19 protein-coding genes are annotated in these 25,069 nt (G+C 42.4%); 13 read left to right on the plus strand and 6 right to left on the minus strand.

Annotation, left to right across the window (positions count from 1 at the left end):
* Window positions 1-143: 143 nt before the first annotated feature.
* The 8 genes from BMW98_RS05270 (at window position 144) to BMW98_RS20405 (ending at window position 7,567) form a co-directional block, all read left to right on the plus strand.
* Window positions 144-707, plus strand: coding sequence for an RNA polymerase sigma factor (locus BMW98_RS05270; RefSeq protein ID WP_090257468.1), 564 nt, complete (start codon window positions 144-146; stop codon window positions 705-707).
* Window positions 704-1,447 (plus strand): energy transducer TonB, encoded by a 744-nt coding sequence (locus BMW98_RS05275; RefSeq protein WP_090257469.1) that lies wholly within the window; start codon window positions 704-706, stop codon window positions 1,445-1,447. Before BMW98_RS05270 ends, BMW98_RS05275 begins: the two co-directional genes overlap by 4 nt.
* Window positions 1,440-3,860: a T9SS type B sorting domain-containing protein gene (locus BMW98_RS05280; protein ID WP_090257470.1), complete on the plus strand. Its 2,421-nt coding sequence runs from the start codon at window positions 1,440-1,442 to the stop codon at window positions 3,858-3,860. The genes BMW98_RS05275 and BMW98_RS05280 overlap by 8 nt, the downstream gene beginning before the upstream one ends.
* A 1-nt stretch (window position 3,861) precedes the next feature.
* Window positions 3,862-5,334, plus strand: a complete 1,473-nt coding sequence (locus BMW98_RS05285) for a PorP/SprF family type IX secretion system membrane protein (RefSeq protein WP_090257471.1) — start codon at window positions 3,862-3,864, stop codon at window positions 5,332-5,334.
* 59 nt (window positions 5,335-5,393) lie between these two features.
* Window positions 5,394-6,287 carry a MerR family transcriptional regulator gene (locus tag BMW98_RS05290; protein ID WP_090257472.1) on the plus strand — a complete coding sequence of 298 codons (894 nt, stop codon included), beginning with the start codon at window positions 5,394-5,396 and terminating at the stop codon, window positions 6,285-6,287.
* Window positions 6,288-6,327: 40 nt separating this feature from the next.
* Window positions 6,328-6,777 (plus strand): hypothetical protein, encoded by a 450-nt coding sequence (locus BMW98_RS05295; RefSeq protein ID WP_090257473.1) that lies wholly within the window; start codon window positions 6,328-6,330, stop codon window positions 6,775-6,777.
* A 22-nt stretch (window positions 6,778-6,799) separates the two neighbouring features.
* A complete protein-coding gene (locus BMW98_RS05300; protein ID WP_090257474.1) occupies window positions 6,800-7,222 on the plus strand; it encodes a DUF1761 domain-containing protein in 423 nt (140 codons plus the stop codon).
* Between the two features lie 168 nt (window positions 7,223-7,390).
* A complete protein-coding gene (locus tag BMW98_RS20405; protein ID WP_162844687.1) occupies window positions 7,391-7,567 on the plus strand; it encodes a hypothetical protein in 177 nt (58 codons plus the stop codon).
* Here the strand turns inward: BMW98_RS20405 and BMW98_RS05305 are convergent.
* The 3 genes from BMW98_RS05305 to BMW98_RS05315 are packed head-to-tail and all read right to left on the minus strand — an operon-like array spanning window position 7,564 to window position 12,453.
* Window positions 7,564-8,352, minus strand: a complete 789-nt coding sequence (locus tag BMW98_RS05305) for an NAD(P)-binding domain-containing protein (protein ID WP_090257475.1) — start codon at window positions 8,350-8,352, stop codon at window positions 7,564-7,566. The genes BMW98_RS20405 and BMW98_RS05305 overlap by 4 nt on opposite strands.
* Window positions 8,349-9,491, minus strand: coding sequence for an N-acetyl-alpha-D-glucosaminyl L-malate synthase BshA (bshA, locus tag BMW98_RS05310; RefSeq protein WP_090257476.1), 1,143 nt, complete (start codon window positions 9,489-9,491; stop codon window positions 8,349-8,351). The genes BMW98_RS05305 and bshA overlap by 4 nt, the downstream gene beginning before the upstream one ends.
* Window positions 9,492-9,534: 43 nt before the next feature.
* Window positions 9,535-12,453 carry a serine hydrolase domain-containing protein gene (locus BMW98_RS05315; protein WP_090257477.1) on the minus strand — a complete coding sequence of 973 codons (2,919 nt, stop codon included), beginning with the start codon at window positions 12,451-12,453 and terminating at the stop codon, window positions 9,535-9,537.
* 78 nt (window positions 12,454-12,531) lie between these two features.
* Between BMW98_RS05315 and BMW98_RS05320 the strand changes: the two genes are divergently transcribed.
* The 4 genes from BMW98_RS05320 to BMW98_RS05335 are packed head-to-tail and all read left to right on the plus strand — an operon-like array spanning window position 12,532 to window position 16,507.
* Complete coding sequence (locus BMW98_RS05320; RefSeq protein ID WP_090257478.1) at window positions 12,532-12,888, plus strand: hypothetical protein; 357 nt, start codon at window positions 12,532-12,534, stop codon at window positions 12,886-12,888.
* 14 nt (window positions 12,889-12,902) lie between these two features.
* Window positions 12,903-14,768 carry a DNA mismatch repair endonuclease MutL gene (gene mutL, locus BMW98_RS05325; protein ID WP_090257479.1) on the plus strand — a complete coding sequence of 622 codons (1,866 nt, stop codon included), beginning with the start codon at window positions 12,903-12,905 and terminating at the stop codon, window positions 14,766-14,768.
* 5 nt (window positions 14,769-14,773) lie between these two features.
* Window positions 14,774-15,571, plus strand: a complete 798-nt coding sequence (locus BMW98_RS05330) for a rhomboid family intramembrane serine protease (RefSeq protein ID WP_090257480.1) — start codon at window positions 14,774-14,776, stop codon at window positions 15,569-15,571.
* A gap of 3 nt (window positions 15,572-15,574) precedes the next feature.
* Window positions 15,575-16,507, plus strand: a complete 933-nt coding sequence (locus tag BMW98_RS05335) for a rhomboid family intramembrane serine protease (protein ID WP_090257481.1) — start codon at window positions 15,575-15,577, stop codon at window positions 16,505-16,507.
* A 20-nt stretch (window positions 16,508-16,527) separates the two neighbouring features.
* Here the strand turns inward: BMW98_RS05335 and rlmN are convergent, their stop codons facing one another.
* The 3 genes from rlmN to BMW98_RS05350 all read right to left on the minus strand — a co-directional run bounded on the left by rlmN (window position 16,528) and on the right by BMW98_RS05350 (window position 21,655).
* Entirely contained in the window at window positions 16,528-17,577 is a 1,050-nt protein-coding gene (rlmN, locus tag BMW98_RS05340) for a dual-specificity RNA methyltransferase RlmN (protein WP_420820074.1), read from the minus strand.
* Between the two features lie 81 nt (window positions 17,578-17,658).
* Window positions 17,659-21,120 carry a TonB-dependent receptor gene (locus BMW98_RS05345; protein ID WP_090257482.1) on the minus strand — a complete coding sequence of 1,154 codons (3,462 nt, stop codon included), beginning with the start codon at window positions 21,118-21,120 and terminating at the stop codon, window positions 17,659-17,661.
* Between the two features lie 115 nt (window positions 21,121-21,235).
* A complete protein-coding gene (locus BMW98_RS05350) occupies window positions 21,236-21,655 on the minus strand; it encodes an acyl-CoA thioesterase (protein ID WP_090257483.1) in 420 nt (139 codons plus the stop codon).
* A 156-nt stretch (window positions 21,656-21,811) separates the two neighbouring features.
* Between BMW98_RS05350 and clpB the strand changes: the two genes are divergently transcribed.
* The gene (gene clpB, locus BMW98_RS05355; protein ID WP_090257484.1) at window positions 21,812-24,427 is read left to right on the plus strand and encodes an ATP-dependent chaperone ClpB; all 2,616 of its coding nucleotides are present in this window, start codon (window positions 21,812-21,814) and stop codon (window positions 24,425-24,427) included.
* Window positions 24,428-25,069 lie beyond the last annotated feature (642 nt).

The raw sequence follows: 25,069 nt of genomic DNA on the forward strand, positions 1-25,069 counted from the left end.
GGGTTTGTACTCAACGCTACTCGGTGTAAATTGGTTTAACTTAAATTACATTAATTCGACCGATATTAATGCTTTGGTTAGGCAGAAGTGTTTCTTTTTTGATAATCTCCGTTTTCCAAGCGAACCTACCTTAAAAATAAACCTTGAATACCACAAGTATCAACAATTTGACTGAGAACGAGCTGATAGAAAAGGCTAAGGAAGACCTGCGGTTTTTCCGGCCGCTTTATGAAAAGTATTATGAGCAGGTTTTTCGAATAGTCTACGCTCGTTTGGGCGATGTGCCTTTGACAGGGGAAGTATGTTCTGAAGCATTTGCCAAAGCTATGGTGAATATTAAGCGCTTTGAATATAAAGGCTTTCCGTTTTCGGCATGGCTGGTTCGCATTGCCATTAATTGTTGCCACGATTATTTCAGGGCCTCAAAAGCACAGCGAACAATTGCGCTAGATAATTACGTGATGCACGATTTGGTGTTTGAGGTAGAGTTAGATGATAGCGAAAAGGACATTTGGTTGGCCATTTTACCAGAGGTATTAAGGCAGTTGAATCCGCAAGAACTGGAGTTGATAGAGCTTCGGTTTTTTGAAGGAAAGAGCTTCTCAGAGATTGGTTACTTGCTGGGAATAACCGAGGGGAATGCCAAAACAAAAATTTACCGAATACTGAAAAGAATGAAGTCTCACTTTAAAACAAGCGCGAGATGAAGTACAAATTTGTTAAACGTATAAAAGAGGTGAGTGCCGAAGAAATCCACAACACAATGGATTTTGAAAAGGCTTTGGAACAAGCTACGCTAAACAGAGCGAGCTACCATAAACAAACTAACGTTTCAAATGCAAAGTGGGGTTTTGCTCTAGTACTTTTTGTAGCATTGGGCGCTTGGTTCTTTTTTACAAACGAAGAAAAGAATGAGGTGCCCTACGAAGAACCTAACATTCAAGAGGAAGTGGTAGCGCCAATAAAGCCTGAACCTGATACTTTGAAACAACAGGCTGAACCTGAACCCAAACCTTCCAATGTTGGTGCTGTGAAAGAGGCAAAGGTTGTAGAGCCCCAACAAGCGGAGGAGGAGAAGCCAAGTTCAAAACCCGTCAAAGAGGAGCCCAAAACGACTGTTGTTTATGAAGATGTTATAATTCCCGCCAAGCCAATTCCGGGAGAAGAAGCTTTTAACAATTTCATTAATAAGGAATTGGTTTACCCAGAAAGTGAAATAGGTGCTAATGTGGAGGGGTATGTAAGGGTGTTTTTTAAAGTGAATAAAAAGGGCATTGCGGAAGACTTTAAGATTAGAAAGTCACTGGGAGATGCCTTTGACCAAGAGGCTATTCGAGTGCTCCAACTATTTCAGCAATGGGAGCCTGGTAGCTACAATGGTGAGGCGGTAGATAGTTATTTGAACATTAAAGTAAACTTTAGCTTAACCGAAAAAAACAATGACTAGCACACGCCTAATTTTTGTTTTGCTGATACTGGGGCTGGCCTCTGTGGCTAGCGCCCAGCAGTATCAAAAAGTAGATTCTATTGATGTGGAAGGGATTCGTAACCCTGAAATGATGTGGATTGACTTGAATGCCGATAGATTTTATGATTTGGTTGTATATGGCCAGGATTCGGCTAAAACGGGGACGATTTTTAAGGTAATAAATAACGGTCGGGCAGAATTTGTGGCATCTGAACAGCTCATAACAGGTCTTTTTATCTCGCAACTAAAGCGAACTGACATCGATCGTAATGGTATTGCAGAACTGGCTTTTACCGGAACATTTGAGCTAACACCGCTGACCAGTTTTTTAACTGTTGATAGCCTGCTGAACTTTAATATTTCGGCAGAACCAATACTGAACTATACCGTCAGCGATTTCTTTTTTGAAGACTTGGACAATGACACGCAGTTGGACTTGCTTACGCTAAAGGATTCTATTGTTACCGTCTTTAGCGGCAACGATTCGCTGCCTTTGTTCCAAAACAAAAAGGTAGGGCAGCTTTATGTTTCTGATCTCCAAAGCGATGGGTTGAAAGATATAATTTACACCACGCCCAATGCCGATACGCTAGTTCATTTCGCAACAAACCTTGGTAATTTTGAATGGGCCAGCACGCTTCAGCTTAAAACCAATGACTTAAAACAGTTGAGTGGTATTACCCAAGGAAAGTGGACAGAAAGCCCTTTTCCAGACTTGTTCCTGTTTGGAGAGGATGGAGATGGCAGTGCTTGGAATGGGTTGGTAACTATAGGTGATACGGTTACTACGGAGAAAGTCTTAGATTCAATCTTTGTCTCTGACGCTTTAGTTGCCGACTTCAATTCCAATGGTAGTTCAGATTTGTGGTTGTTCAACGGTAACGATAAAGGCTACTTTATGGATAGTATTCCTACTTTCTCAGATGTGGTACTTTACGATACTGCCGATGTGGTACACACAGCGTTTGCAGATTGGAATTTAAACGGCCATTTAGACTTTGCACAGCTACTGCGAGAGGATAGTCTTCATTTCGACTTAGTGTTTTTTGGCAATGATATTGAAACACAAAATGAAGCACCGGGAGGGCCTTCTAATAGGTCTGGCGTACAGGCTAGGGACAACTTAATTATTGCCTGGAAAAATGGAACAGATGACTTGGCAAGGGATTCTACTATTACCTATGAGCTTATTTTTTTAAAAGCGGAAGATAGTACACAGGTCGGCAATACTAATATTTCTGCAGCTTCACGCAACCTGTTTTTTCCAACCAATGGTTTTCAGGAATACACTCGACACAAGATGTTTTACGCGATTGAGCCGGGAGACTACCTCTTTGCCGTGGGTACTGTAGACAATGCGTTCAATTCGGATACGGGGAATGGAAATTACAGCCTTTGTACTGTCTGCGAAACAAAAGACCTAGTGGTTGTGAATGAGACATTATGCCGAGGAAGCGAAAAATATTTTGGTGAAATCGGGGTGGAGAGATATTGGTATTCAACCACTAAAGGAGCTTTAGGACAGCACGAAATGTTGAATTATGTTGCTGAGGGAAATGACACACTCTATGGCTCCGTAATTGGTTTTGAAAATTGTCACTTCGGTCAGTTAGAGATCAATATCCGGGTGATCAGCGGAGATTCGCCTAACCTGCCGAATGAACTCTTTGTCTGTTCTGGCGAGGATTTAAATCTAACTGTTTCCGATAGCTTTATTAACCCAGAGTGGTCTACTTGGGATAATGGGGTGATATCTAATGAGCATTCGGTAACCTACTTGCCAACAGAGGAGCACACCCTGTTTTTCGAGGCAGAAACTACTCAAGGCTGTACTGTTACCAGTCAAGTAAGGGTTGTGCCGGTAATGTTTGAAGCAGGGGTTGCAGATACGCTTTACAATATTCAGTATGGTCAAACTGTGCAGCTTGAGGCGTATGGTGGTGTATTTTACGAATGGACGCCAGCGATAAGTTTAGATGATCCAACCATTGCTACACCAGTAGCACAACCCACTGAAAACACAACCTATGTAGTGACTATATCTAACAGAGGCACCTGTTCGGAACAGTTTTCGGTGATGGTAGAAGTGGAGCAAGTGGGCAATGTGGCCAATTTATTCTCTCCAAATGGTGATGGAAACAATGATAACCTGTTGGTTTTCCTCACCCAGAAGCCAGTTAGCTTTCAATTTCAGATATTTAATAGGTCGGGCGTGTTGGTTTATGAAACCACCAACTCTACAGAGGCTATGCAAACTGGCTGGGACGGTACAAACAATAACCAACCAGCACCCAATGGTACTTATTATTGGTACGTAAAAGGAGAGTATCCGAATGGCCAGTCGGTTGACCTAAATGGAAGTAAAAAAGGAACACTCAGTTTGATCAGGTAGTATGAGGTTGGTTCTAATTACTGCATTACTTTTTACGTTTAGCATTTATACAAATGCCCAACAATTCAATTTCTCCTTGATTGATTTTACAGAGCAAAGGGTCAATCCGGCATGGTTAGGAATGGATGGATTTTGGGGAGCATCATTGGTGCAGCGCCAACAGAACCGAGCCGCAGATTTTCGCATTAGCAGTACTTCATTTCAAGCTGTTTATCCACAACTTTTTCCCTTTGGGGAAAGAATTAAAGGTGCCTTGGGTATTAATCTATTGAACGATGTTTCTGGCCAAACCAATACTTTCAAAGTTCAAGAAGCTGGTCTTAATTACAGCTTAAGGATAATCGGGGCAAAGGGTCAATCTCTTGGTTTGGGAGTAGGGCTTTCAAATCAAAACAGAGGATTTGATTATGCTGGGGTAACTACAAACATGCAATATGTAACCGGCCGTGGCTTCGATTTGAGTATTGGCTCTGGAGAGAATCTTATTTCTACAAAACAGAATTTTAATCGCGTTAATGCGGGCATCTTCTGGCAGCAGGTTAATGATTTTGGAAGAAAACTGGGGCACTTTGGCTTTTCCGTTTTTGACCTCAACAGACCAGTCGATTCATTCTACTCCGATGCGGTTAAGTTCGACCCTACGTATATGCTCACCGCAGGACTATCCATTTACGAAAACCTCGATTGGAGTGTTTCTCCCGAACTGCTTATTGTGTATCAGGTTGGTGGTTTGATTTATAATGCTGGGGTGTCAACAACCTACACCTTCGATGCTGAACAGTCCCTGGCGTTCAAGCCGCGTTACCTAATTGGCAAAGATTTAATTCTGGCCGCTGAGTTTCGAAAGAATCACTTTGTTTTTGGCATAGCATACGATGTGCCTGTTTCTGCCAACGCTATAAATAACCAAGGAGCTATTGAGTTTGGCATTAAATACATAGGCAAGGTGAAAGAGAGGAGAAGGAAGAAGCGAAGAGGAGCAAGGGCTATTGCGCCTGCAGTGCCAAATAGGGCTGTGATTAGTGTGCCTACAATTGAGCGGGCTCCCATGACCAGCATTCAACAATTACCAATTAAAGCCAAAGGGTTAAAGCCTGTGCCTGATAAATTTGGAAAAGAAGGTGCTGCTGTCATAGAATCAGAACTGACTATTTATTTTGCCACTAATCAAACCAAGCTATTGACAAATTTTAGGCAGGAACTGGAGGCATTGGTAGAAGATATTAGCCTTGAGGGGAAAAAATATTTAATCGTAGTAGAAGGCCACACAGATAGCACCGGGCCTTATGACTTAAACCAACGTTTATCTCTAAAGAGAGCTCAAATAATAGCTAATTTCCTGTTGGAGGCAGGTATTTCACCGGATCTTATCAAGGTGTTCGGAAGGGGTGAAAGCTTGCCTTTATCAGAAAACTCTAGTGCTGCAGGTCGCGCAATTAACAGAAGAGTTGAGGTTCGTCTAGTTACTTACTAGTTTAGTGGCGGATTTTTTCGTTTTTGTAACTTTTTTGGTCGCTAGCGACTTTAGTAACTGTGGTTAAGTATTCAATAAAGGATCTGGAGAAGTATTCGGGCATAAAAGCCCACACAATACGTATTTGGGAGCAGCGCTACAACTTGCTTGTACCTAAGCGCACGGCTACCAATATTCGCTATTATGATGCCGATCAGTTGCGATTCTTATTGAATGTCTCCCTTTTGATTGAAAACGGTTACAAGATCTCGCAAATCAGTAAGTATTCTGAAGATCAGTTTAACCAAGAATTGAAAACCGTAATAGGCGAGGAAAAACTGGAGTTTTTAGATCAGCACGTAAACGTAGCGATTAACGAGTTAGTTTTGGCTATGCTCGACCTGGACGAAAGGCGCTTTGAAAAGGTGCTTGGTTCTAGTCTACTCATTCGCACTTTTGAGAAAACGCTAACGGACATTATGTACCCTTTCTTAAAAAGAATTGGGGCCATGTGGCGAACGGGAGAGGTTTCTACTGCGCAGGAGCATTTTATTTATCAGCTTATTCGCCAAAAAATTATTGTGGCGATTGATGGACTGATGATGCCACCAAACAATGCGGAGAAGTACTTGCTGTTTTTGCCAATGTCTGAATTCAACGATTTGTTGATTCTACTTTTTACTTACCTATTGAAAAACCGGGGCAAACAATGTATTTATTTAGGGGCGGATATTCCGTTTAAAGACCTGCAAAAGGTAACGGAAATCACTAAGCCCGATGTGCTTTTTACCTTTGTAAAGGCACCAGCCGCCAAAATTGATACACAAGCCTATGTGTACGAACTTTCAGAGAAGTTCACGGAAAAACGCATTCTAATTACTGGCAACCCCTATTTTATGGAGGAGCTAGAGTATCCGAAAAACGTGCAACTTGTTTCTGAAGTTGACGATTTGATAGATTTACTAGAAGATTAGTAAGCAATTACTTAATTTAATTACGCGTCATTTATTGATTATGAAAAAACTGGTGTTGTTCGGCATATTGGCTGTTTGTGTCTTGGTAATTGGTTGTTCCTCTCAGAACACCGAAACATTGATTTTAGGGCAATGGTATAATCAATCGCTCGAGGTTAAACTCAATTATCCCAATAGTAGTGATTCCATTTTTAGTGTTCCGGCAGGGCATTGGGAGGAGACCCTTCAAATCAAACCAATCAACACTACTTATTATAAAAATGGCACTTTTACCTCTGAGTATGTGGCTTTGGATGGATCTCCAATTCAAACTACCGAGGGAACTTGGGCGGTTAAGGGAGATTCACTCTACCTAACCCAAGATGGTGTAACTGGCGCATATTATTTTGAGTGGATGGATGGCAAGGCGGCTTTCATAGGTTTGTTAGACTGGGACAGTGACGGAAATGCTGATGACTTGTATAGTGGAGTGCAGATTAAACGAGAATAATTTTTAACCAAATCATTATACTATGGATTTATCAGGAATTAACTGGCTGGCAGTAGTCGTAGCGGCTGTTGTATTTTTCATTTTAGGCTCGCTTTGGTATGGCCCACTATTTGGCAAAGCGTGGCAAAAAGGAGTGGGCTTAAGCGATGAAGAGATTAAAAGTGCCAATATGGGCAAGCTCTTTGGCAGTGCATTTATTATGGCGCTTATCATTTCCTTTGGTATGGCCATGTTCTTCTTTGGCTTTGGTACCGACCCAGAAAACCCAATGACTGTAGGCATGGGAGCTGGCTACGGAATTATGACGGGCATCTTCTTTATTTTTCCGTCCACCGCCATGAATTATCTTTTCTCTAGAAAATCTACTTCGCTAATCGCGATTGATTCGCTTTATCATATAGTGGCTTACACTATTGTTGGAGTGATATTAGCCGCTTGGCAATAACAATTTTGGCTCAGTAGCTTTCTGCTGAGCCATTTTTTGTTGTAAAAACCTGTTGTTCAGACGCATTTCTATGCATTCTGCTGATTTTTCACATCATTTTGTAAAGTTTAGGGAACTACAATAGGGTTTTTTGCCGTTTGAGGTATTAGTCATAAAAAAGTGGCAAAAATGGAACTCAAAAAATCGACTTTGTCTTTGGACCCAACTACTTATAAATCAGGTTGGGAGAAATCTCAACAAGAGTTTGAAGCGTACTTGCAATCGCAGTACAAGCTTAAAACCCGCCAAGCCATTCAAAAGCTTAAGAAGGGCGAGACTTTTCTGGATGCAATTGAGGCTGCTTAGTAACTAAGTGGCGATTTGAATTCGAAAGGAGCTGAAACGTTACTTTCTACTATTTTGCTGGTCAACATTTGAGGATTAATCCATACAGGTGGGGCAAAATTGTACTTAGTGGCCATAGCTTCATGCACTTGCTTTCGGCTAATGTGCTCACTACTTACCATATTTTTTATGGCAGGCCAGCTTTCTTTTTCCAAAAGCCAAGTCACATATTTTATAACATCATCGCGGTGAATGTAGTTTATTGGCGTTTCGGCACCGGTGGTTTCTTTGCCAGCAAACCATTTACCGGGTATTCTGTCTCCACCCATTAGCCCTCCACATCGCAAAATGCTGAGCGGCTGACTGATTTGCGCTATTTCCAACTCTCCATAAACCACTGCCTTGGTCGATCCTTTCTGTAAATCGTAAGGCGTGCTTTCGTCTACGGCTTCGCCTGTATTTGGGTAAAAAGAAGTGGAGCTGATAAAGATCACGCGCTTTACCGATGAGTTCTGAAGCTGGTATTTAAGGTATTTTATCTGCTCCCTATAATACTCAGGCGTATGGATTCTGCTGCGTGGAGGCACATTTATAAACAGTGTTTCAGCCTTAAAGAGCTTGTTGAAGTCTTGACCTTCTGGCATGGGGTTGAGAGAAAGTAAAACTGGCTCTATACCAACTTCCTCCAGCGATTTTAATTTTTCTGGCCTCGTAGTACTGCCAACCACTTTGTAGCCAGCTTCAACCAAATGTTTGCCAAGTGGTAGCCCCAACCAACCGCAGCCAATTATGCCTACGGTACTCATTGTTGTGCAGCCGATAATACTGCCTCAGATACCTCGCGGTAAAACTCTTCGTACATAGGCAAAATCTTTTCTATGTCGAATTGCTTGGCGTGTTCTAATGCGTTTTGCTTGAAAGTCTCTAGGTTATCTTCACTTAGAATATGAAGTGCATTTTGGGTCATTTCTTCAATGTCTCCAATTTTTGAGGTATAGCCGGTTACGCCATCAATGTTTAGCTCAGGAATACCACCTGCGTTGGAAGAGATTACCGGAACTTGACAAGCCATGGCCTCAAGCGCGGCTAAACCAAAGCTCTCTTTCTCCGAAGGCATTACAAACAGGTCGGCTACGGAAAGCACTTCCTCTACAGCTTCTAGTTTTCCTAAGAATCGCACCTCGTCATAAATTCCCAATTCGCGGCAAAGGCTTTCAATATGGCCTCTTTCCGGCCCATCGCCTACTAGCAGTAGCCTAGCAGGTACAGTTTTGGACACTTCATTAAAGATCCTCACCACATCATCCACACGTTTAACTTTTCGGAAGTTGGAAGTGTGAACGATCAGTTTTTCACCATTAGGACAAATGGCCGTTTTAAAGTGATCTTTTCTCAATCGCTGAAACTTCTCTAAGTCGATGAAGTTTGGAATCACCTTGATTTCTCTGGTGATATTGAAGTGCTTATAAGTGTCTTTTTTCAGGTCTTCAGAAACCGCTGTCACCCCGTCCGACTGGTTAATACTGAATGTTACAACCGGTTCATACGATGGGTCTTTTCCTACCAAAGTAATATCGGTACCGTGCAGGGTGGTTACCACCGGTATTTCAATGCCCTCCGATTTAAGGATTTGCTTGGCCATAACTGCAGCCGAAGCATGCGGAATGGCGTAATGAACATGAAGTAAATCCAGTTTTTCGAATTTAACCACATCAACCATTTTACTGGCTAAGGCAAGTTCGTAAGGTGGGTATTTAAAGAGCGGGTAAGAGCGAATATTTACTTCGTGATAAAATAGGTTTTCGTTAAAGAAATCGAGTCGGGTGGGTTGAGAGTATGTAATAAAGTGTACCTCGTGCCCATTTTTGGCTAATCCTTTTCCTAGCTCGGTTGCTACTACTCCGCTACCACCAAAAGTTGGGTAGCAAACTATTCCTATTTTCATTGAAGTAAATTCTGCTGTGCCAAGTTAAACTGGTAAAGGTGCATTAAGGTTCCATGATGGATTGGTATACCAAATCATGAATTCTGGTGCGCACATTATCCTCTATCAATTTAAAGTTCTCGCTATCGGGGTAAGTTCTGTTGCAAAGAAATACAAAAACCAATTCGTTGGCAGGGTCGGCCCACATGGCAGCGCCCGTAAATCCGGTGTGGCCAAAAGTACTTGCCGAAGCAAACTTGCTTGTTGGTCCCTCGTCTGTTGCGGTTATCGGTTTGTCCCAGCCCATGCCTCTGCGGTTTTCCATGTTTTGGGCGTTTGTGAATATAGGAACGGTCCATCCATTGAAGTAGCGTTTGCCGGCATATTCGCCCATATTCATGTTCATTTGCATTAAAACGGCCAAATCGCTGGCTGTGCTAAACAAGCCGGCATGCCCTGAAATGCCGCCCATAACCGAGGCATTTTGATCGTGCACATTGCCACATACAATAGTGTTACGGAAGTAATCATCCACCTCGCTTGGGGCTATTTCTTCATAAAAACCTTTTTCTAACGGAAGGAAAGTTGTTCTCCACATGCCGAGTGGTGCGTAAAATTCGCGTGCCACAAAATCCTGAAGCGGCTCTTCAATAATGGTTTCAATTACCCTTTGCATAAGCGTATAGCCAAGGTCTGAGTAGAGGTAATCGTACTTTTGTTTTCTTCTTGGCAATTGTCGCAAGTCTGACGCTAGCGTCCATTTCCAGATGGAATCGGCAAGTGCCACTGGAACTTCTTCTTCCATTATGGCAGGGCTGCCCGATGGCCCAGGAGCATCATTAATATAGGTGTGATTTAGGCTTTCGTCTTTTACCGTTTGCTCCCAAAAAGGAATGTAAGGCTTAAGCCCGGCCTGATGGGTCATTACTTCACGAATGATGAGGGGACCTTTGTTGGTTGCATTCAATTCGGGCAGATAGTCGCCCAGAGTTTTATTGATGTCCAGTCGTTGTTGCTCATAGAGTTTCATTACGGCTTGTGTAGTGGCGGCCACTTTAGTAATGCTGGCAATGTCGTAAATGGTGCGGTCGGTTACCGGGCGTTTTTCGTCATAGGTTTGGTAACCGTACTGCTTTTCGTAAACCACCTTGCCTTTGTGGGCTATTAGCAACTGTGCTCCCGGAGTTGCCTTGTCTTTTATGGCTTGCTCTATAATCGCATCAATTTTTCTAAGTGTATCTAGCGACATGCCAGCTTCTTGCGGGAAACCGTAGCTCAAGCGCGAAGTGGTAAGCGTTTCAATGCCCATGCCTTTTTTAAAGCTTGGCGATGCAGTGATTGGTAGTTTTCCTTCTGCTTTTATAGCCCCAAAGATGATTTGTGGCGTAATGTTCTGCGTAAGCTCGTTGTCTTCATAAGTGCAGATAATATTTTTCAGCCCGTTGAAATACTGCAAGGAATAGGCGTTGCCGAATGCAATTGTAATCGTTTTGGTTTTAGCCTGAAGGCGCTTTAAGAACTCCACTTTTTCATCATCCACTCCGTGTTGGTTGCGTGGCGAATTGGTGATGCCAGTATAAGCGGTTACCACCAAATCAAAATTGGATAGGTAATCGAGTGTTTCATCGGTAAGCGTATCTACCTGAATGTGCTCAAACTTGGCATATTTATCCATCATACGGTGGAATTCATCCGGGGCTTTTTCGCCAAAGTGCACCGTAGCGAACTTCTTTTTATCAAGCGAAAGCACAGGCAATAGCTGATCCTGATTGTCAACAACAGTGATGGCTTTCTGGTATAAAATCTTGTTGAGCATTAGCGCATAATCGTTGTTAATGCGCTTGTTCAGGTTGGTCATGTTTACCATGTTGTCGCCCTCAAGACCTAGCCAGTATTTAGCACGCAATACATTTTTTACACGCTGATCGATGTCTGCTTGGTCTAATTCACCTTTTTTAAGGGCTTTTTTTACCTGCTTAATAGCTTTTGGTACATCAAGCGGAAAGAGTATTACATCGTTACCTGCTTGCAGTGCTTTAACATCTGCTTCGCCCGGCTCATAGTATTTGGCCACACCTTGCATGTTCATTGCATCAGTAAATGCTAGTCCATCAAACTGAAGGTCTTTTTTCAAAAGGTCGGTAACTACTTTATCGGATAGGGTAGTAGGTGTGTTTTTGCGGTTGTCGTAAGCGGGAATTTGCAAATGAGCCACCATTACGCTAAGCAGGCTGTCTTTCATAAGTTCACGGAAAGGATAAAGTTCCGTGTCAGACATTCTCACGGTGTCGTGGTTAATTACTGGCAAATCGTGGTGCGAGTCTACGCTGGTATCGCCATGCCCGGGAAAATGCTTGGCGTTGGCCATTATGCCGTTGTCTTGCAGGCCTTTCATATAAGCGATGCCTTTTTCGGCCACATCATATTTGTCTTCTCCGAAAGAACGGTAGCCAATCACTGGGTTGTTGGGATTCACGTTTACATCTACCACTGGAGCAAAATTGATGTGCATTTTCAGCGCCTTAAACTGATTTGCTACTTCTTCGCCCATTTTGTAAACCCATTCGTCATCTTGAATGGCGCCAAGCGTCATTTGTTTCGGAAAGTCATACACGCTGTCCAAGCGCATGCCAATGCCCCATTCGGCATCCATGGCCACCATAAGTGGCACCTTGGCTTCGGCCTGATAGCGGTTGTGCAGTTTGGCTTGGCGGTATGGTCCGCCCTGAAAGAAGATCAATCCGCCAACATTGTACTCGGTTACCAATTGGTCAATTTCTTTGTAATGCTCCTCGTTTCTATTGGAATAAGCCGCCACCATAAAAAGCTGTCCTAATCGCTCATCAGGTGTCATGGCATTGAAAATGCTATCTGCCCATTGATTTTGACGTTCGGTGTCAATTTTATTATAAATTTTTTGAGCTTGTAAAGAGGTGTTTACAAGTAACAAGGAGAAACAGAACCAGATAACTTTTTTAATCATAAAGGCGTTTGAATTTTACAAAGAACAAATAAACTATAATTTTACATAATTATAGAACGATAAGGAGGCAGAACCGATATGATGAAATTGCCCAGTTTAGTAAAAAAACCAAAATACCAACGTTTTCGCATAGAGCCGCGGTATTATGATCCTATTAAAGAAGACATTGAAAATCGTACCTCGCGCATAAAAGCGGAGATGGGTATGATGGAAGATGAGATTGATGCTGGTTATCGGTCGCAGATTTCCGGTTCTTTCCGCAAAAATATGAAACACGCCAAAGGCGGTGGTGTAGACCAAACGGTAATGCTGCGCCTTATCATCCTGATAGTGTTGGTATTATTCGCAGGAGGATTTCTTTATATCGGAACAGAAGTATTTTATTTAGCCTTACTCTATATTCCCTTCTATCTTTGGAAAAAATTTAGAAAGTAATTCCAAAGGAGAGAATGCCCGACATTATAAAGTTATTGCCAGATAACATTGCTAACCAAATAGCGGCCGGAGAGGTGGTTCAGCGACCTGCTTCTGTGGTAAAAGAGCTGTTGGAGAATGCCATAGATGCCGGTGCAACAGATATTAAGCTGATTGTAAAAGATAGTGGCAAAACGCTCATTCAAGTTGTAGATAATGGCAAGGGCATGTCGCTTACCGATGCGCGCATGTGCTTTGAGCGCCACGCTACCTCTAAAATTCAATCGACAGACGATCTTTTTAATATTAGAACGATGGGTTTCCGCGGAGAAGCCATGGCTTCTATTGCCGCTGTTGCTCAGGTAGAATTAAAAAGCCGTAGGGAAGAAGATGAACTTGGCGTGGGTATAAATATAGAAGCCAGTGATGTGAAAAATCAGGAGCCGGTTTCTACTCCAATAGGTACTTCTATTTGTGTAAAGAACCTGTTCTTTAATGTACCGGCCAGAAGGAATTTCTTAAAATCGAATGCGGTGGAAATGCGCCATATAGTAGACGAATTCCATCATGTAGCTTTGGCTTATCCAGACATTGCCATGTCGCTTTACCAAAACGATTTGGAGATGTACCATTTGCCTTCGGCTAAGCTGAGCAAACGCATTGTAGGCATTTTTGGGCGAAAGTATCAGGACCAAATGGCACCTTGCGAAGAGGTGACGGATGTGTTGCGCGTTTGGGGTTATGTTGGCAAACCAGAGCATGCCAAGAAAACCCGGGGCGAGCAATTCTTCTTTGCCAATAACCGATTTATTAAAAGTGGATACCTGCACCATGCTGTAATGACAGCTTTTGAAGGACTTTTGCAGGAGGGCACATTCCCTTTTTACACTTTGTTTATAGAAATTGACCCGAAGCACATTGATATTAATGTGCATCCGACCAAAACAGAAATTAAGTTTGACGATGAGCGTACGGTGTATGCCATTATAAAAGCAGCGGTGCGCCAAGCTTTGGGTACGCATAACATTGCTCCGGCCATCGACTTCTCTCAGGACGTTAACTTTGCGTCTTTTAGGCCAGAAGTAAAACCTGAGGTTAAGCAAACGCAGGCGCAAGCCGATAGGGCATATGGTCAGTTTAAAACGGTAGAAACCAGGCAATCGGCTGGTAATTGGGAAAAGCTGTACGAAGGTTTGCAAAAAGAATTGAAACAGGAAGAAGTAAGAAATTCGCAAATGGAAATTCATCCCGAAGCGGCCAAAACCATTACCATGAGTAGTGCCGTAAGCGGTACTTCTTCGGCTGGCGAAACTTCACAGTTGCCTAAGCAAGAGCCTATTAAAAAAGGCTATTTTCAGATTCACCAAAAGTATATTGCCACGCAAGTTAAGTCGGGCCTAATGCTGATCGATCAGCATAGGGCGCATGAGCGTATTTTGTTCGAGCGTTTTCAAACCCAACTTTCAAACCGCTCGGGGGCTTGCCAGCAATCTTTGTTTCCGCAAACGCTAGAGCTTAACCCGGCAGATTTTGCTTTGGTGCAAGACATGGCCGAGGAATTGAATGCCATAGGCTTTAAATTTTCGCCATTCGGCAATAGCGCATTAATTATAGAAGGAGTGCCTGCCGATTTAAAGGCGGCCAACGAAAAAGCTTTGTTTGAAGGGTTTATTGAACAGTTTAAGCATTTTCAGCATACTTTGAGCATTTCTACCGATGAGCGCATTGCGCGTGCCATTGCGCAGCGTTCGGCAATAAAATCGGGAATTGGGCTAACTCAAGAGGAGATGTCCTCGTTAATTGACCAACTGTTTGCGTGCAAAAGCCCCGGCTATGCACCCGATGGTACCAAAACGACACACATACTGGAATTGGAAAAAATAGACCAGTTATTTAACTAGCATTTATGTTTGGAAGACTAACTCCCCTAGTAAAGAACTTATTGATTATAAACGTAGGCATTGCGCTCATTCAGGCTTTCATGAAGTTGGACTTGGGGCAGTACCTGGGGCTACACTTTATTTTGGCGCCCGAGTTTAAGCCTTACCAGTTTGTAACCTACATGTTTCTGCACTCTACTAGTAGTATGATGCACATTTTCGGAAACATGTTTGCCCTTTTTATTTTCGGCCCGCTTTTAGAGCAATTTCTTGGGCAAAAGAAGTTTCTGATTCTTTATATGGTTACGGGAGTTGGTGCAGGGCTTTTCTATACAGCCGTAAACTATATTGAGGTGGCCGATGTAAAGCGTGATGTAGAGGCGTATGTGGCCAATCCAAGCTCAGACGAATTCAACAGGCTTTTAATAGAACATGGTAGTGGGTTGAATCCGCAGATATATGATTTTGTGGATATGTATTCGCGCAATGAAGATGACCCACAATTGAAAGAGCAATCGGTAAGGTTGGCTAATCAGCTTTACAGTATTTATGGCCAATACAATATGGTGGGTGCCTCAGGAGCCATCTTTGGTGTGCTGGCGGCTTTTGCGCTCTTTTTCCCGAATACAGAACTTTTCTTATTGTTTATTCCTTTTCCAATTAAGGCCAAATACTTGGTGAGTGTGTATATTCTCTACGAGGTCTACGCTGAACTGCAGCGTGCACCGGGAGATAACGTGGCGCACTTGGCGCACATTGGCGGTGCTTTGATTGCCTACATACTGGTAAGAATTTGGAAGTCGCAACGACAAGACTTTTACTAAACAATGAATAATAGCATTCTGGACGATTTTAAAATTGCCTTTCGCACGGGCAATATCCTAAATCAGCTCATCATCATTAATGTGGTGGTGTTTATCGTTTTCCTTTTATTGGGACTGGTATTAAGGGTTGGGCAACAGGACTTGTTGCTCTTTAATATAGAGAGTCTTTTTGCATTCGATCCAAGGCTTGATGAGTTAATTTACAAGCCTTGGTCATTCATTACCTACGGTTTTACACATTTCAACTTCTTCCATATTTTAATTAATCTCCTGATCTTATACTGGTTTGGCAGGATAATAACGGACTTCTTAGGCCAGAATAAGTTGCTAGGCTTATATGTTTGGGGAGTAATTGCTGGTGCTCTTTTATACATTGTTTTATATAATATTTTCCCATCAGTAGAGGTATTAGGTGGAGCAAACCCTAGAATGATTGGGGCTTCTGCTGGTGTTTATGCTGTGGTAGTTGGTGCAGCAGTATTTCAACCTAATTTTTCTATGAGCTTCATATTGATTGGACCTGTTAAGATTAAATATGTTGCTGCAGTTATAGTTATACTTTCTCTTAGTGGTGTTACGGGGGATAATTCTGGCGGCAATATCGCCCATTTAGGAGGTGCTTTGGTTGGTTATTTGGCCATGTCGCAATTGCAGCGTGGCAATGATTGGAGCAAGCCGGTGGTACAGTTTGTTACTTGGGTAAAGAGTCTATTTAAACCACAGCCCAAAATCAAGGTGTCTTACCGTAGTGAGCGAAAGTCATCCACACAAAAGAAGGCTACATCGTCATCTAGAAAAGCCAAAAGTGCACCAAGTACTAGCTCGGTAACGCCACAAGAAGAAATAGACGCGATCTTAGATAAAATCTCCGAAAGAGGTTACGATGCCCTTACCAAAGAAGAAAAGCAAAAGCTTTTTAATGCGAGTAAGGATTAGTTAATCCGAATTCCAGCTATCTAGCTTTTATTAGCCAATTGTCCGCAGGCAGCATCAATATCTTTGCCTCGGCTTCTGCGCACGTTTACGATAATGCCTTTTTCTTCCAAAACTCTTTTGTACATATCTAGCTTAGCTGGGTCGGCTTGCTGAAACTCACCATCGTCAATCGGGTTGTACTCGATTATGTTTACTTTGGAGGCTACCTTACCGCAGTATTTTGCTAATGCCTTGGCGTGCTTTTCATCATCGTTAATGTTGCGCCAAACCACATATTCGAAGGTGATTTTGCGCTTGGTCTTCTGATACCAATATTGCAGTGAATCGGCTAATTCTGCTAGGTTGCTGCGTTCGTTTATCGGCATCATGCGCGAACGACTTTCGTCAATGGCAGAGTGCAGTGAAACCGCCAAATTGAACTTCACCTCATCATCAGCCAGCTGTTTGATCATTTTTGGAACTCCTACAGTGGAAAGCGTGATCCGCTTTGGAGACATCCCCAGGCCTTCGGGTGAGGTAATCATCTCGATGGACTTGAGCACATTTTTGTAATTGAGCAAAGGTTCGCCCATGCCCATATACACAATGTTGGTAAGCGGTCTGTTAAAGTAGTGTTCACCTTCTTCTTTAATGGCTACTACCTGATCGTAAATCTCGTCAGGGTTGAGGTTGCGCATGCGCTTGAGGCGGGCAGTGGCGCAAAAGTTACAGTCTAAGCTGCAGCCCACTTGTGAAGAGATACAGGCGGTAATTCGTGTATCTGTAGGAATTAGCACAGATTCTACCACTAGGCCATCGTGTAGCTTTACAGCATTTTTTATGGTGCCGTCTGAACTACGCTGCATGTCGTCCACCTTAATGTGGTTAATAGCAAAGTGCTCTTTCAGTTTTTCGCGGGTGGGCAAAGAAATGTTGGTCATTTGGTCAAAGTCTTTCACAGACTTTTTCCATAGCCATTCGTACACCTGTTTCGCACGAAAAGGTTTTTCTCCAATCGATACAAAAAAGTCTTTGATTTCGTCTTGCGTAAGCTGACGAATGTCCCGCTTTTTAACTTCTGTTGCTATCACGGTGCAAAACTAATGCTATTATCTCAATTTCAATAAATTGGTAATCGGCTTAGCGTACCATCAGCTTTTCAACACTAATATTTAGTTGTCCCTATTATTAACCTGATAGGTTTTGGTGGAGAAAAAAGGCTCACCATGGTCTGTAACGCCTTCCAATATGATCATAACTTCAGTAGGAATATCCGCATTGTAATAGCTAAACTGATATTGGCCGCTCTCGGTGGTTCTTATTTTCGGCTCCCAATGAATTAAATTACGGTAGTCCGTTTTGGCATGTTCTAGTCGTTCGGTGCTGTAATCTGGTGAATAGAATTCTCTAACCTGATAATATCCACCAGGTAGTATGTATTGTTCGAAGTGTTTGTTTACCCCGAACTTCTCGGTCATGAACCTGTTATATTCTTGCATTTCTTCTGGCGTTTTGGTGTATATGGCAATTACTCCACCAGCAGCTTCTGGTCCATAATTGTGGAACGCCTGAGTGCCTTTCATAACTTCAATTCTATCAATTCTAACAAGAGGGGTCATCATGACTTGAAACAGCGGAACTTTGCCATCATCGATAAAGAATAGCGGGGTTGGGTTACTATTAAATTGTATGCCAGCATTAGCTCTACTTAAACTTACGCGAGGAGACATTGGGTCTTGAATATTATTAATCATCTCGAAGCCTGGTAACCGCCCAAGGAGCGCATGCAGTGGACTTCTGAAGTAGTGCCCTCTTTTCATAAGGTCTGTTATGCTATAGCTATATCTTCCGCTTTTATATAGCTGGCCTCTCGCTTGATTCTCTAGAAAACCGCTTTCCTTTTTTCCTTCTACCACAAAAGACCCTAAGTCTCGGTAATATGTACTATCGAGTATTGCTTGCATTTCAAGCACATCTACCATCCTATTGGCTTGCTTGGCTCCCAAATCGTTAGGGTTATAGCGTATGTTTTTTAACTTTGGCTTATCTGCCAGGTTATACTTCATTGAGGAAAAATGTAGTGTGTTACGGACCTTGATGTCGTTCATTTGGAGATAGGAGCTGTTTTTGTAATACTTAAGCTCATTGAAGTGAAAGCTACCGTCTTCTCCACTTATCGATTCCTTAAAACTATTTTGATTATTGAATAGGGACAGGTGCATGATACTTTGGTCGGCTAGTGGTTTTCTACGTCCGTTTGCGAAAATCTGTCCGCTAACCTCAAAACCCACCTTGGGCGCGTATTCTATTTCGAGCTTATTCTCCTTTATTTCTTCCCATTTAAACCTTCTCCAACCTTTGGTGAGCAATATTAAATCTAGCGCTTTCAGTTCTTCAATGCTTCCGTTTAAATACTTAGTCGCATTAACTATTCCGTCTGCAATGTCAGAGGACAGCAGCAAATTGGACAGGATGTTTTGCCCAAATGCTTCTGGATCGATTTGGTTGATATCTATTATGCTTACGGAAGCGGAAGCCATTTGCCCCACCCAGTCTTGGTCGGATATGTCAATGGAGACTTGAGTTACTTCCCTAAGTGAATAAGCACGCTTGTTGAGGTCTATTGAAACCTTTAACTTCTCTTCTTTACTTTTTTTGAAAAAGAGCCTTTCGGCAAGAGGAGTCATCTCGTCATCAAAATAGGTGATGTGGCTGAGTCCATCAGCTATTAACTTGGTAGGAACGTTAACGCTTATTGCGTTGTCGTTCCAGTTTATCTTTTCGTAATACTGTACTAAGCCACGGGTATGAATAAGTAAGTGCCCCGCTTTATCTGCAATGGGTTCATTGGTAGCAAGTGCCATGTAAAGCTGTTCGTATTCAGCATTGTTGTTAGCAGTTAGTACAACTCCTGTGTTTTTGGCTTTTGGTAGGTCAAACTTGTTGTTGCTACCATTAACTGTGGCGTAATAATTTTTCCCTTTTTCAGGTTTAAAATGAAAGCTCCCCCTAAAGTCTTTCCCTTCAAACTTTGCTATTACTTTATCGTTTTCATCGCGAATTTCACCACTAAAGTATTCTTTGCCTAAGTTGTACTCAAATGCAATATTAGAGGTGAGCCCGGCAATTAGGTAGCCTCCCTCAGGGAAAAATCTAAGATTGGGTGTAGGTATTTCTTCCGGATTATCTGTTTGCTTGTTGGCAATTTCAAACTTTCTTAATTCAATAAAGTCCTCATCAAAATTGAGCATCCAGTCGGTGTAGGCTCTTAGGTAAAAGGTTTGGGATTGCAGCGTGTCTGCAATTAGGAAGTCGCCTTCGGCCATTCCGTTCTCTACGAACAGTTCTTGCTGATCTATCTTATTAAGATACTGGTCGAAGAGTTCCACCGTTAGGTTTTGGCTTAGCGTGGTTGGAATGTGTTCGGGGCCGGCTACTACATAGGCTTGGTAGCGCATAAGCTCGTTGTAAGCCAGGTAAGGTTTTGCTAGGTGTAAATAGACTTTCTCTGTTGGTTTCTCGGTAATGTGGTTGAAAAGCCTGTTCGCGATTTCTGTAATGTTATCTGCTTTATTGATCTCTTTTTCAAGTTCATCACTAAATGAATAGTCTGTAGGAAGCATCTCATAAAGTCCTTCAGTTGCCAGGTGACCATATATGTCAAAAGAGCCTGGGTTTACCGGAATTCCATTTTCATATACATCGATATACCCGTTGTAAGTGCGAACAAAGCTTGTTTGGGCATTTCCATTTCCTCCCAACTCGTTGAAGTAGTCGATGCCCAAGTCTTGCTCAAAGCTTATTCGTACTTTATCTCCAATAGGCTCTATTTTTAGTTTTTCGTCAAAAAGAGGTGCGCTCGAAGCCCTCTGAAAAACTTTTCCCTTCTCACCGGTGAAGCTTACGCGTGCTCTAAAACCGTTTTCAGGCAGTTCGTTATTGATCAATGATTTAAAAAAATGCCTCAGGGAGCCCCTATATACTGCAAAGCGGTTGTTCTCCCAAGTGGCTTTTTGCTCTGAATCATTGGGTTGTAGCGGGGTAAAACCAACATAAGCCAATGCATGCTTGCGAGCTTCCCCTATTTGAAAAGACTCTACTGCATAAAGCATTTCAAAACCTGTGTAAGTATTGATAATATTTAGTTGAAAAGGATAGTATTCCTTAATGGTCTTTCCATCTACTTCGAAATCGGCATTGTAAGAGTTAGGGATTTTTATGTGACGGTTTTTAAAATGCTCTCCAAAAACAAATTCTTTGAACATTTTAAAGTGCTTGTTCCACCTCTTCTTGTTCACTTTTTTGGTTATCTCAACCTCACTTAAGGCATACGTAGTTTCTTCTAAGCTAATTCTACCAAGGTCTAAACCTGATAATGAAATTTCGATGTTGACCAACTTTAGCTTATAGTTTACATGGCTTACAATGAGTTGGTATTGGCTAGGTTTTATGTTCGATATTTTGAATTCGCCATGCTTGTTTGTTGCGCTACCATGCGTGGTTCCCGATAGGTAGACATTGGCAAGTGCTACCGGATTTCCGGTTTCGTCTACCACTCTTCCAATAACTTCAAAACCTTGAGAGAAGGACAAATGGGATAAAATTAGGAAGAAAAGCAAGAGAGTGTGTTTCACAGTGCTTTAGTTTACTAGTAGCAATAATTCACTTATTGTTAATAATGCCAAACAAAAATTGTGCTAGTATCTATTTTTCAGTGGATTAGCTGTTGTGGCTCTTTCAGAGTAAGAGTTACATGACCTTCTCTCTAAAGGCATCCGGCATCATGGTCACCTTTCTTTCTGTATAATCGAAAAAGGCTATGCCGGTTTTTACGCGTGCTATCTCCTTTGTTTTGCAGGTTAAATGATAGTACAAATCCATGCTTCGGGCAGTGGTATCTCCTAGGTATATGGTGATCAAAATTTCGTCTCCGTGAAAAGCTTCGCCTTTGTATTGAATACCCGTATCTACTTGAATGGTGCCTACGCCATCAATGGAAATTTCGTCTTTATAACCCAACGACCTGAGCCAGCGAAAGCGAGCTTCGTGCACCATGCTCAATACTTTATCGTTGCCGAGATGCCCGCCATAGTTAATGTCTGAAATGGCTACTGTTAGCTTGGTTTGGAATAGCTCCTTTTTCGGAAGTTGTATTTTTATTCGACTCATTTTTGTCTCTTGTATGTGTGTCAAAATAAGACATAATGTCTGTAGAAACCTGCATTACGATCCTTTTTTCAGCCATATTTTCCGATTTATTGGATTGGACTGTGGTTTGAGCTATGGCCGAGTGTTGAGTAAACACAAAAGGAGAAAACACAAATCATGGATTTTAAAAAATATACGATCAAAGCGCAGGAGGCCATTCAAAAGGCGGCCGAGTTGGCTACTGGCAATCAACAGCAAGCCATTGAACCGGGCCATATCATGAAGGCCATCCTCTTGACTGATGAGAATGTATTTTCATTTCTAGTCAAGAAATTGGGTGTGAATAAGGCACAGTTTGAAACCAAGCTGGATGAGATCATCAACGGGTATCCGAAGGTGAGTGGGCAACAGCCATACCTGTCGAATGACGGGCATCAGGTACTAACCAAGGCGCTAGATTTTTTAAAGGAATTTAAAGACGAATACGCTGCGGTAGAGCATTTGGTACTCGGAGCTTTGGAAGGTAAAGAGAAGGCAGCTGCTTTAATGAAAGAATCAGGCTTTAATAAAAAAGGACTGATTGCGGCCATAAAAGAATTACGTGGTGGTAACTCAGTTACTGACCCAAATGCTGAGGCTAAATACCAATCGCTCAATAGGTATTCGAAAAACCTGAATGAGCTGGCTAAGTCTGGAAAAATTGATCCAGTAATTGGTCGCGATGAAGAGATTCGAAGGGTACTTCAAATTCTTTCAAGAAGAACCAAGAACAACCCAATTCTTTTGGGTGAACCAGGTGTGGGTAAAACAGCCATAGTGGAAGGTATGGCCCAACGTATTGTTGATGGTGACGTGCCTGAAAACCTGAAAAGCAAGACTTTGATCTCGCTTGATATGGGCCTGCTAGTGGCTGGAGCCAAGTACAAGGGTGAGTTCGAAGAAAGGTTGAAAGCCGTTATTAAAGAAGTGCAGGATTCTGATGGAGAGATCATTCTCTTTATCGATGAGATTCACACGCTCATTGGTGCAGGCGGTGGAGGAGAAGGCGCTATGGATGCTGCGAACTTGCTGAAACCTGCTTTGGCTAGGGGTGAACTGCATGCCATCGGTGCGACTACTTTAAAGGAGTATCAGAAATATATTGAAAAGGATAAGGCGCTTGAGCGTAGATTCCAGTCGGTGATTGTGGATGAGCCGAATCAAGAAGATGCCATTTCAATCCTTCGTGGTATTAAAGAGAAGTATGAGGTTCACCATGGAGTGAGAATTCAGGACGATGCAGTTATCGCGGCCGTGGAGCTTTCAACTCGGTACATTTCTGATAGATTTTTACCTGATAAAGCCATTGACTTAATGGATGAAGCAGCTTCTAAGCTGAGGATTGAGATTGACTCATTGCCAGAAGAATTGGATGAGCTGAACCGTAAAATCATGCAGTTGGAAATTGAGCGTGAGGCTATTCGTAGAGAGAAAAATAAGGATAAGGAGTCGGTGCTTTCGAAAGAAATCGCGGAGCTTTCGGAACGAAGAGATAGCTTGAAAGCCAAGTGGGAGAATGAGAAGGAAGTGATTGTTGGTATTCGTGCCGAAAAGGAGAATATCGATAGGTATAAATCTGAGGCGGAGAAGGCCGAGCGCGAAGGAGATTTCGGGAGAGTAGCTGAAATTCGTTATGGAAAAATCACCGAAGCTGAACAGAAACTTGAGAAGTACAAGGAGCAGATGAAGGAGATGCAAGGAGAGAAGTCCTTGCTGAAAGAAGAAGTTGACTCGGAGGATATTGCTGAAGTAGTTGCTAAGTGGACTGGTATTCCGGTTTCCAAAATGCTTCAGTCTGAACGCGATAAATTACTTCATCTGGAAGAAGAACTAGGCAAACGAGTAGCGGGGCAGAAAGAGGCCATTGCTGCCTTATCTGATGCAGTTCGTAGGAGCAGAGCAGGCTTGCAGGACCCTAAACGTCCGATTGGTTCATTTATCTTCCTAGGAACAACTGGAGTGGGTAAAACTGAATTGGCGAAAGCATTGGCCGAGTACCTCTTCAACGATGAGAACAATATGGTGCGAATCGATATGTCAGAGTATCAGGAGCGTCATGCGGTATCTCGCTTGATTGGAGCACCTCCGGGTTATGTGGGGTATGATGAAGGTGGTCAGTTGACGGAAGCAGTTCGAAGAAAACCCTATTCAGTCATTCTTTTAGATGAGATTGAAAAGGCGCATCCTGATGCTTTCAACATTCTCTTGCAGGTGCTGGATGATGGTCGATTGACGGACAATAAAGGTCGCGTGGCGAACTTTAAGAACACCATCATCATCATGACTACCAATATTGGTTCTGGCTTGATTCAGGACAATTTTGAAAAGATTGATGAAGACAATGTGTTGGAGATTATCGATGAAACGAAGCTTCAGGTGTTCGATTTGCTGAAGAAATCAGTGAGGCCGGAGTTCCTGAACAGGATCGATGAGACCATCATGTTCATGCCGTTGAATAAAGACAACATTCGTCAGATTGTTAGAATCCAGTTCGGACTGATACAAAAGCAGCTGCATGAAAATGGAGTTGAAATTGAGGCTACCGATGAGGTGCTTGATTACTTGGGAGAATTGGGTTGGGATCCGCAGTTTGGAGCTAGACCATTGAAGCGAGTAATTCAGCGAAAAGTGCTGAATGAGCTGAGTAAACAGATTCTAGCGGATAAGATTACTAAAGATTCTGTGGTGAGTGTTGAGCTGAACTCAGATAAGGAGATTGAGTTTGTGAATATTGAGAAAGTGGAGGAATTGTAACCACCCATGCCTGCGGCATGCAGGCCCGGCCCCTCCTTGAAAAAGGAGGGGAATTAGTTACTAGTATAAATTTGTCGTCAGACCACTCGAAGTGGTCAGACGACTACTTAGGCTCTTGGGAGCCTTTTTTTATTTACCGTAAGCATAGATGCAAATCCTTTTCCATCTCGAGCGAAGTCGAGAGATCTACCCAGCTTTAAACTTGTTAATATTTTTTCTTCAAACCGTAATTACCAGCCCATCCTTTCATCACCTTCTGAGTAATTTTGTGTATGAATTTAAATAAAAAGCATACGCAAGCATCCAGTATTGGAGAAACAGTAAATGAGATCAGAAGGATAGACTTTTTTAAAGAAGGCTATGAGTGTCATATTGAAAACAACCGATGTTACACCTTTTTTTATTGTATTCTAAAGGAGGTGAATGTTGCTATTAATGATGAAGCTGCTCAAGCTGACATAAATAGTGCTGCTCAAACGTACTTCGATTTAGTTGGAAGAGGGCTACATTCTGACTGCAACCGCTGTACTTAAACCCAAGCTACAAAAGACCGAAACCTCAAGGGTTTAGCTTAAATTAGGAAATTGTCTAACCAAAAAAAGGCTCTGAATTACTCCAGAGCCCTTTCTCTAATATCTAGTG

This window comes from Roseivirga pacifica, from assembly GCF_900111145.1.
Classification (GTDB): Bacteria; Bacteroidota; Bacteroidia; order Cytophagales; family Cyclobacteriaceae; genus Roseivirga; species Roseivirga pacifica.

Bases quoted from the DNA above. Each gene is read 5' to 3' on its own strand.
- BMW98_RS05275 (WP_090257469.1), top strand. From the start codon at position 704: ATGAAGTACAAATTTGTTAAACGTATAAAAGAGGTGAGTGCCGAAGAA.
- BMW98_RS05280 (WP_090257470.1), top strand. From the start codon at position 1,440: ATGACTAGCACACGCCTAATTTTTGTTTTGCTGATACTGGGGCTGGCC.
- BMW98_RS05285 (WP_090257471.1), top strand. From the start codon at position 3,862: ATGAGGTTGGTTCTAATTACTGCATTACTTTTTACGTTTAGCATTTAT.
- BMW98_RS05295 (WP_090257473.1), top strand. From the start codon at position 6,328: ATGAAAAAACTGGTGTTGTTCGGCATATTGGCTGTTTGTGTCTTGGTA.
- BMW98_RS05300 (WP_090257474.1), top strand. From the start codon at position 6,800: ATGGATTTATCAGGAATTAACTGGCTGGCAGTAGTCGTAGCGGCTGTT.
- BMW98_RS20405 (WP_162844687.1), top strand. From the start codon at position 7,391: ATGGAACTCAAAAAATCGACTTTGTCTTTGGACCCAACTACTTATAAA.
- BMW98_RS05305 (WP_090257475.1), bottom strand. From the start codon at position 8,352: ATGAGTACCGTAGGCATAATTGGCTGCGGTTGGTTGGGGCTACCACTT.
- bshA (WP_090257476.1), bottom strand. From the start codon at position 9,491: ATGAAAATAGGAATAGTTTGCTACCCAACTTTTGGTGGTAGCGGAGTA.
- BMW98_RS05315 (WP_090257477.1), bottom strand. From the start codon at position 12,453: ATGATTAAAAAAGTTATCTGGTTCTGTTTCTCCTTGTTACTTGTAAAC.
- BMW98_RS05320 (WP_090257478.1), top strand. From the start codon at position 12,532: ATGATGAAATTGCCCAGTTTAGTAAAAAAACCAAAATACCAACGTTTT.
- mutL (WP_090257479.1), top strand. From the start codon at position 12,903: ATGCCCGACATTATAAAGTTATTGCCAGATAACATTGCTAACCAAATA.
- BMW98_RS05330 (WP_090257480.1), top strand. From the start codon at position 14,774: ATGTTTGGAAGACTAACTCCCCTAGTAAAGAACTTATTGATTATAAAC.
- BMW98_RS05335 (WP_090257481.1), top strand. From the start codon at position 15,575: ATGAATAATAGCATTCTGGACGATTTTAAAATTGCCTTTCGCACGGGC.
- BMW98_RS05350 (WP_090257483.1), bottom strand. From the start codon at position 21,655: ATGAGTCGAATAAAAATACAACTTCCGAAAAAGGAGCTATTCCAAACC.
- clpB (WP_090257484.1), top strand. From the start codon at position 21,812: ATGGATTTTAAAAAATATACGATCAAAGCGCAGGAGGCCATTCAAAAG.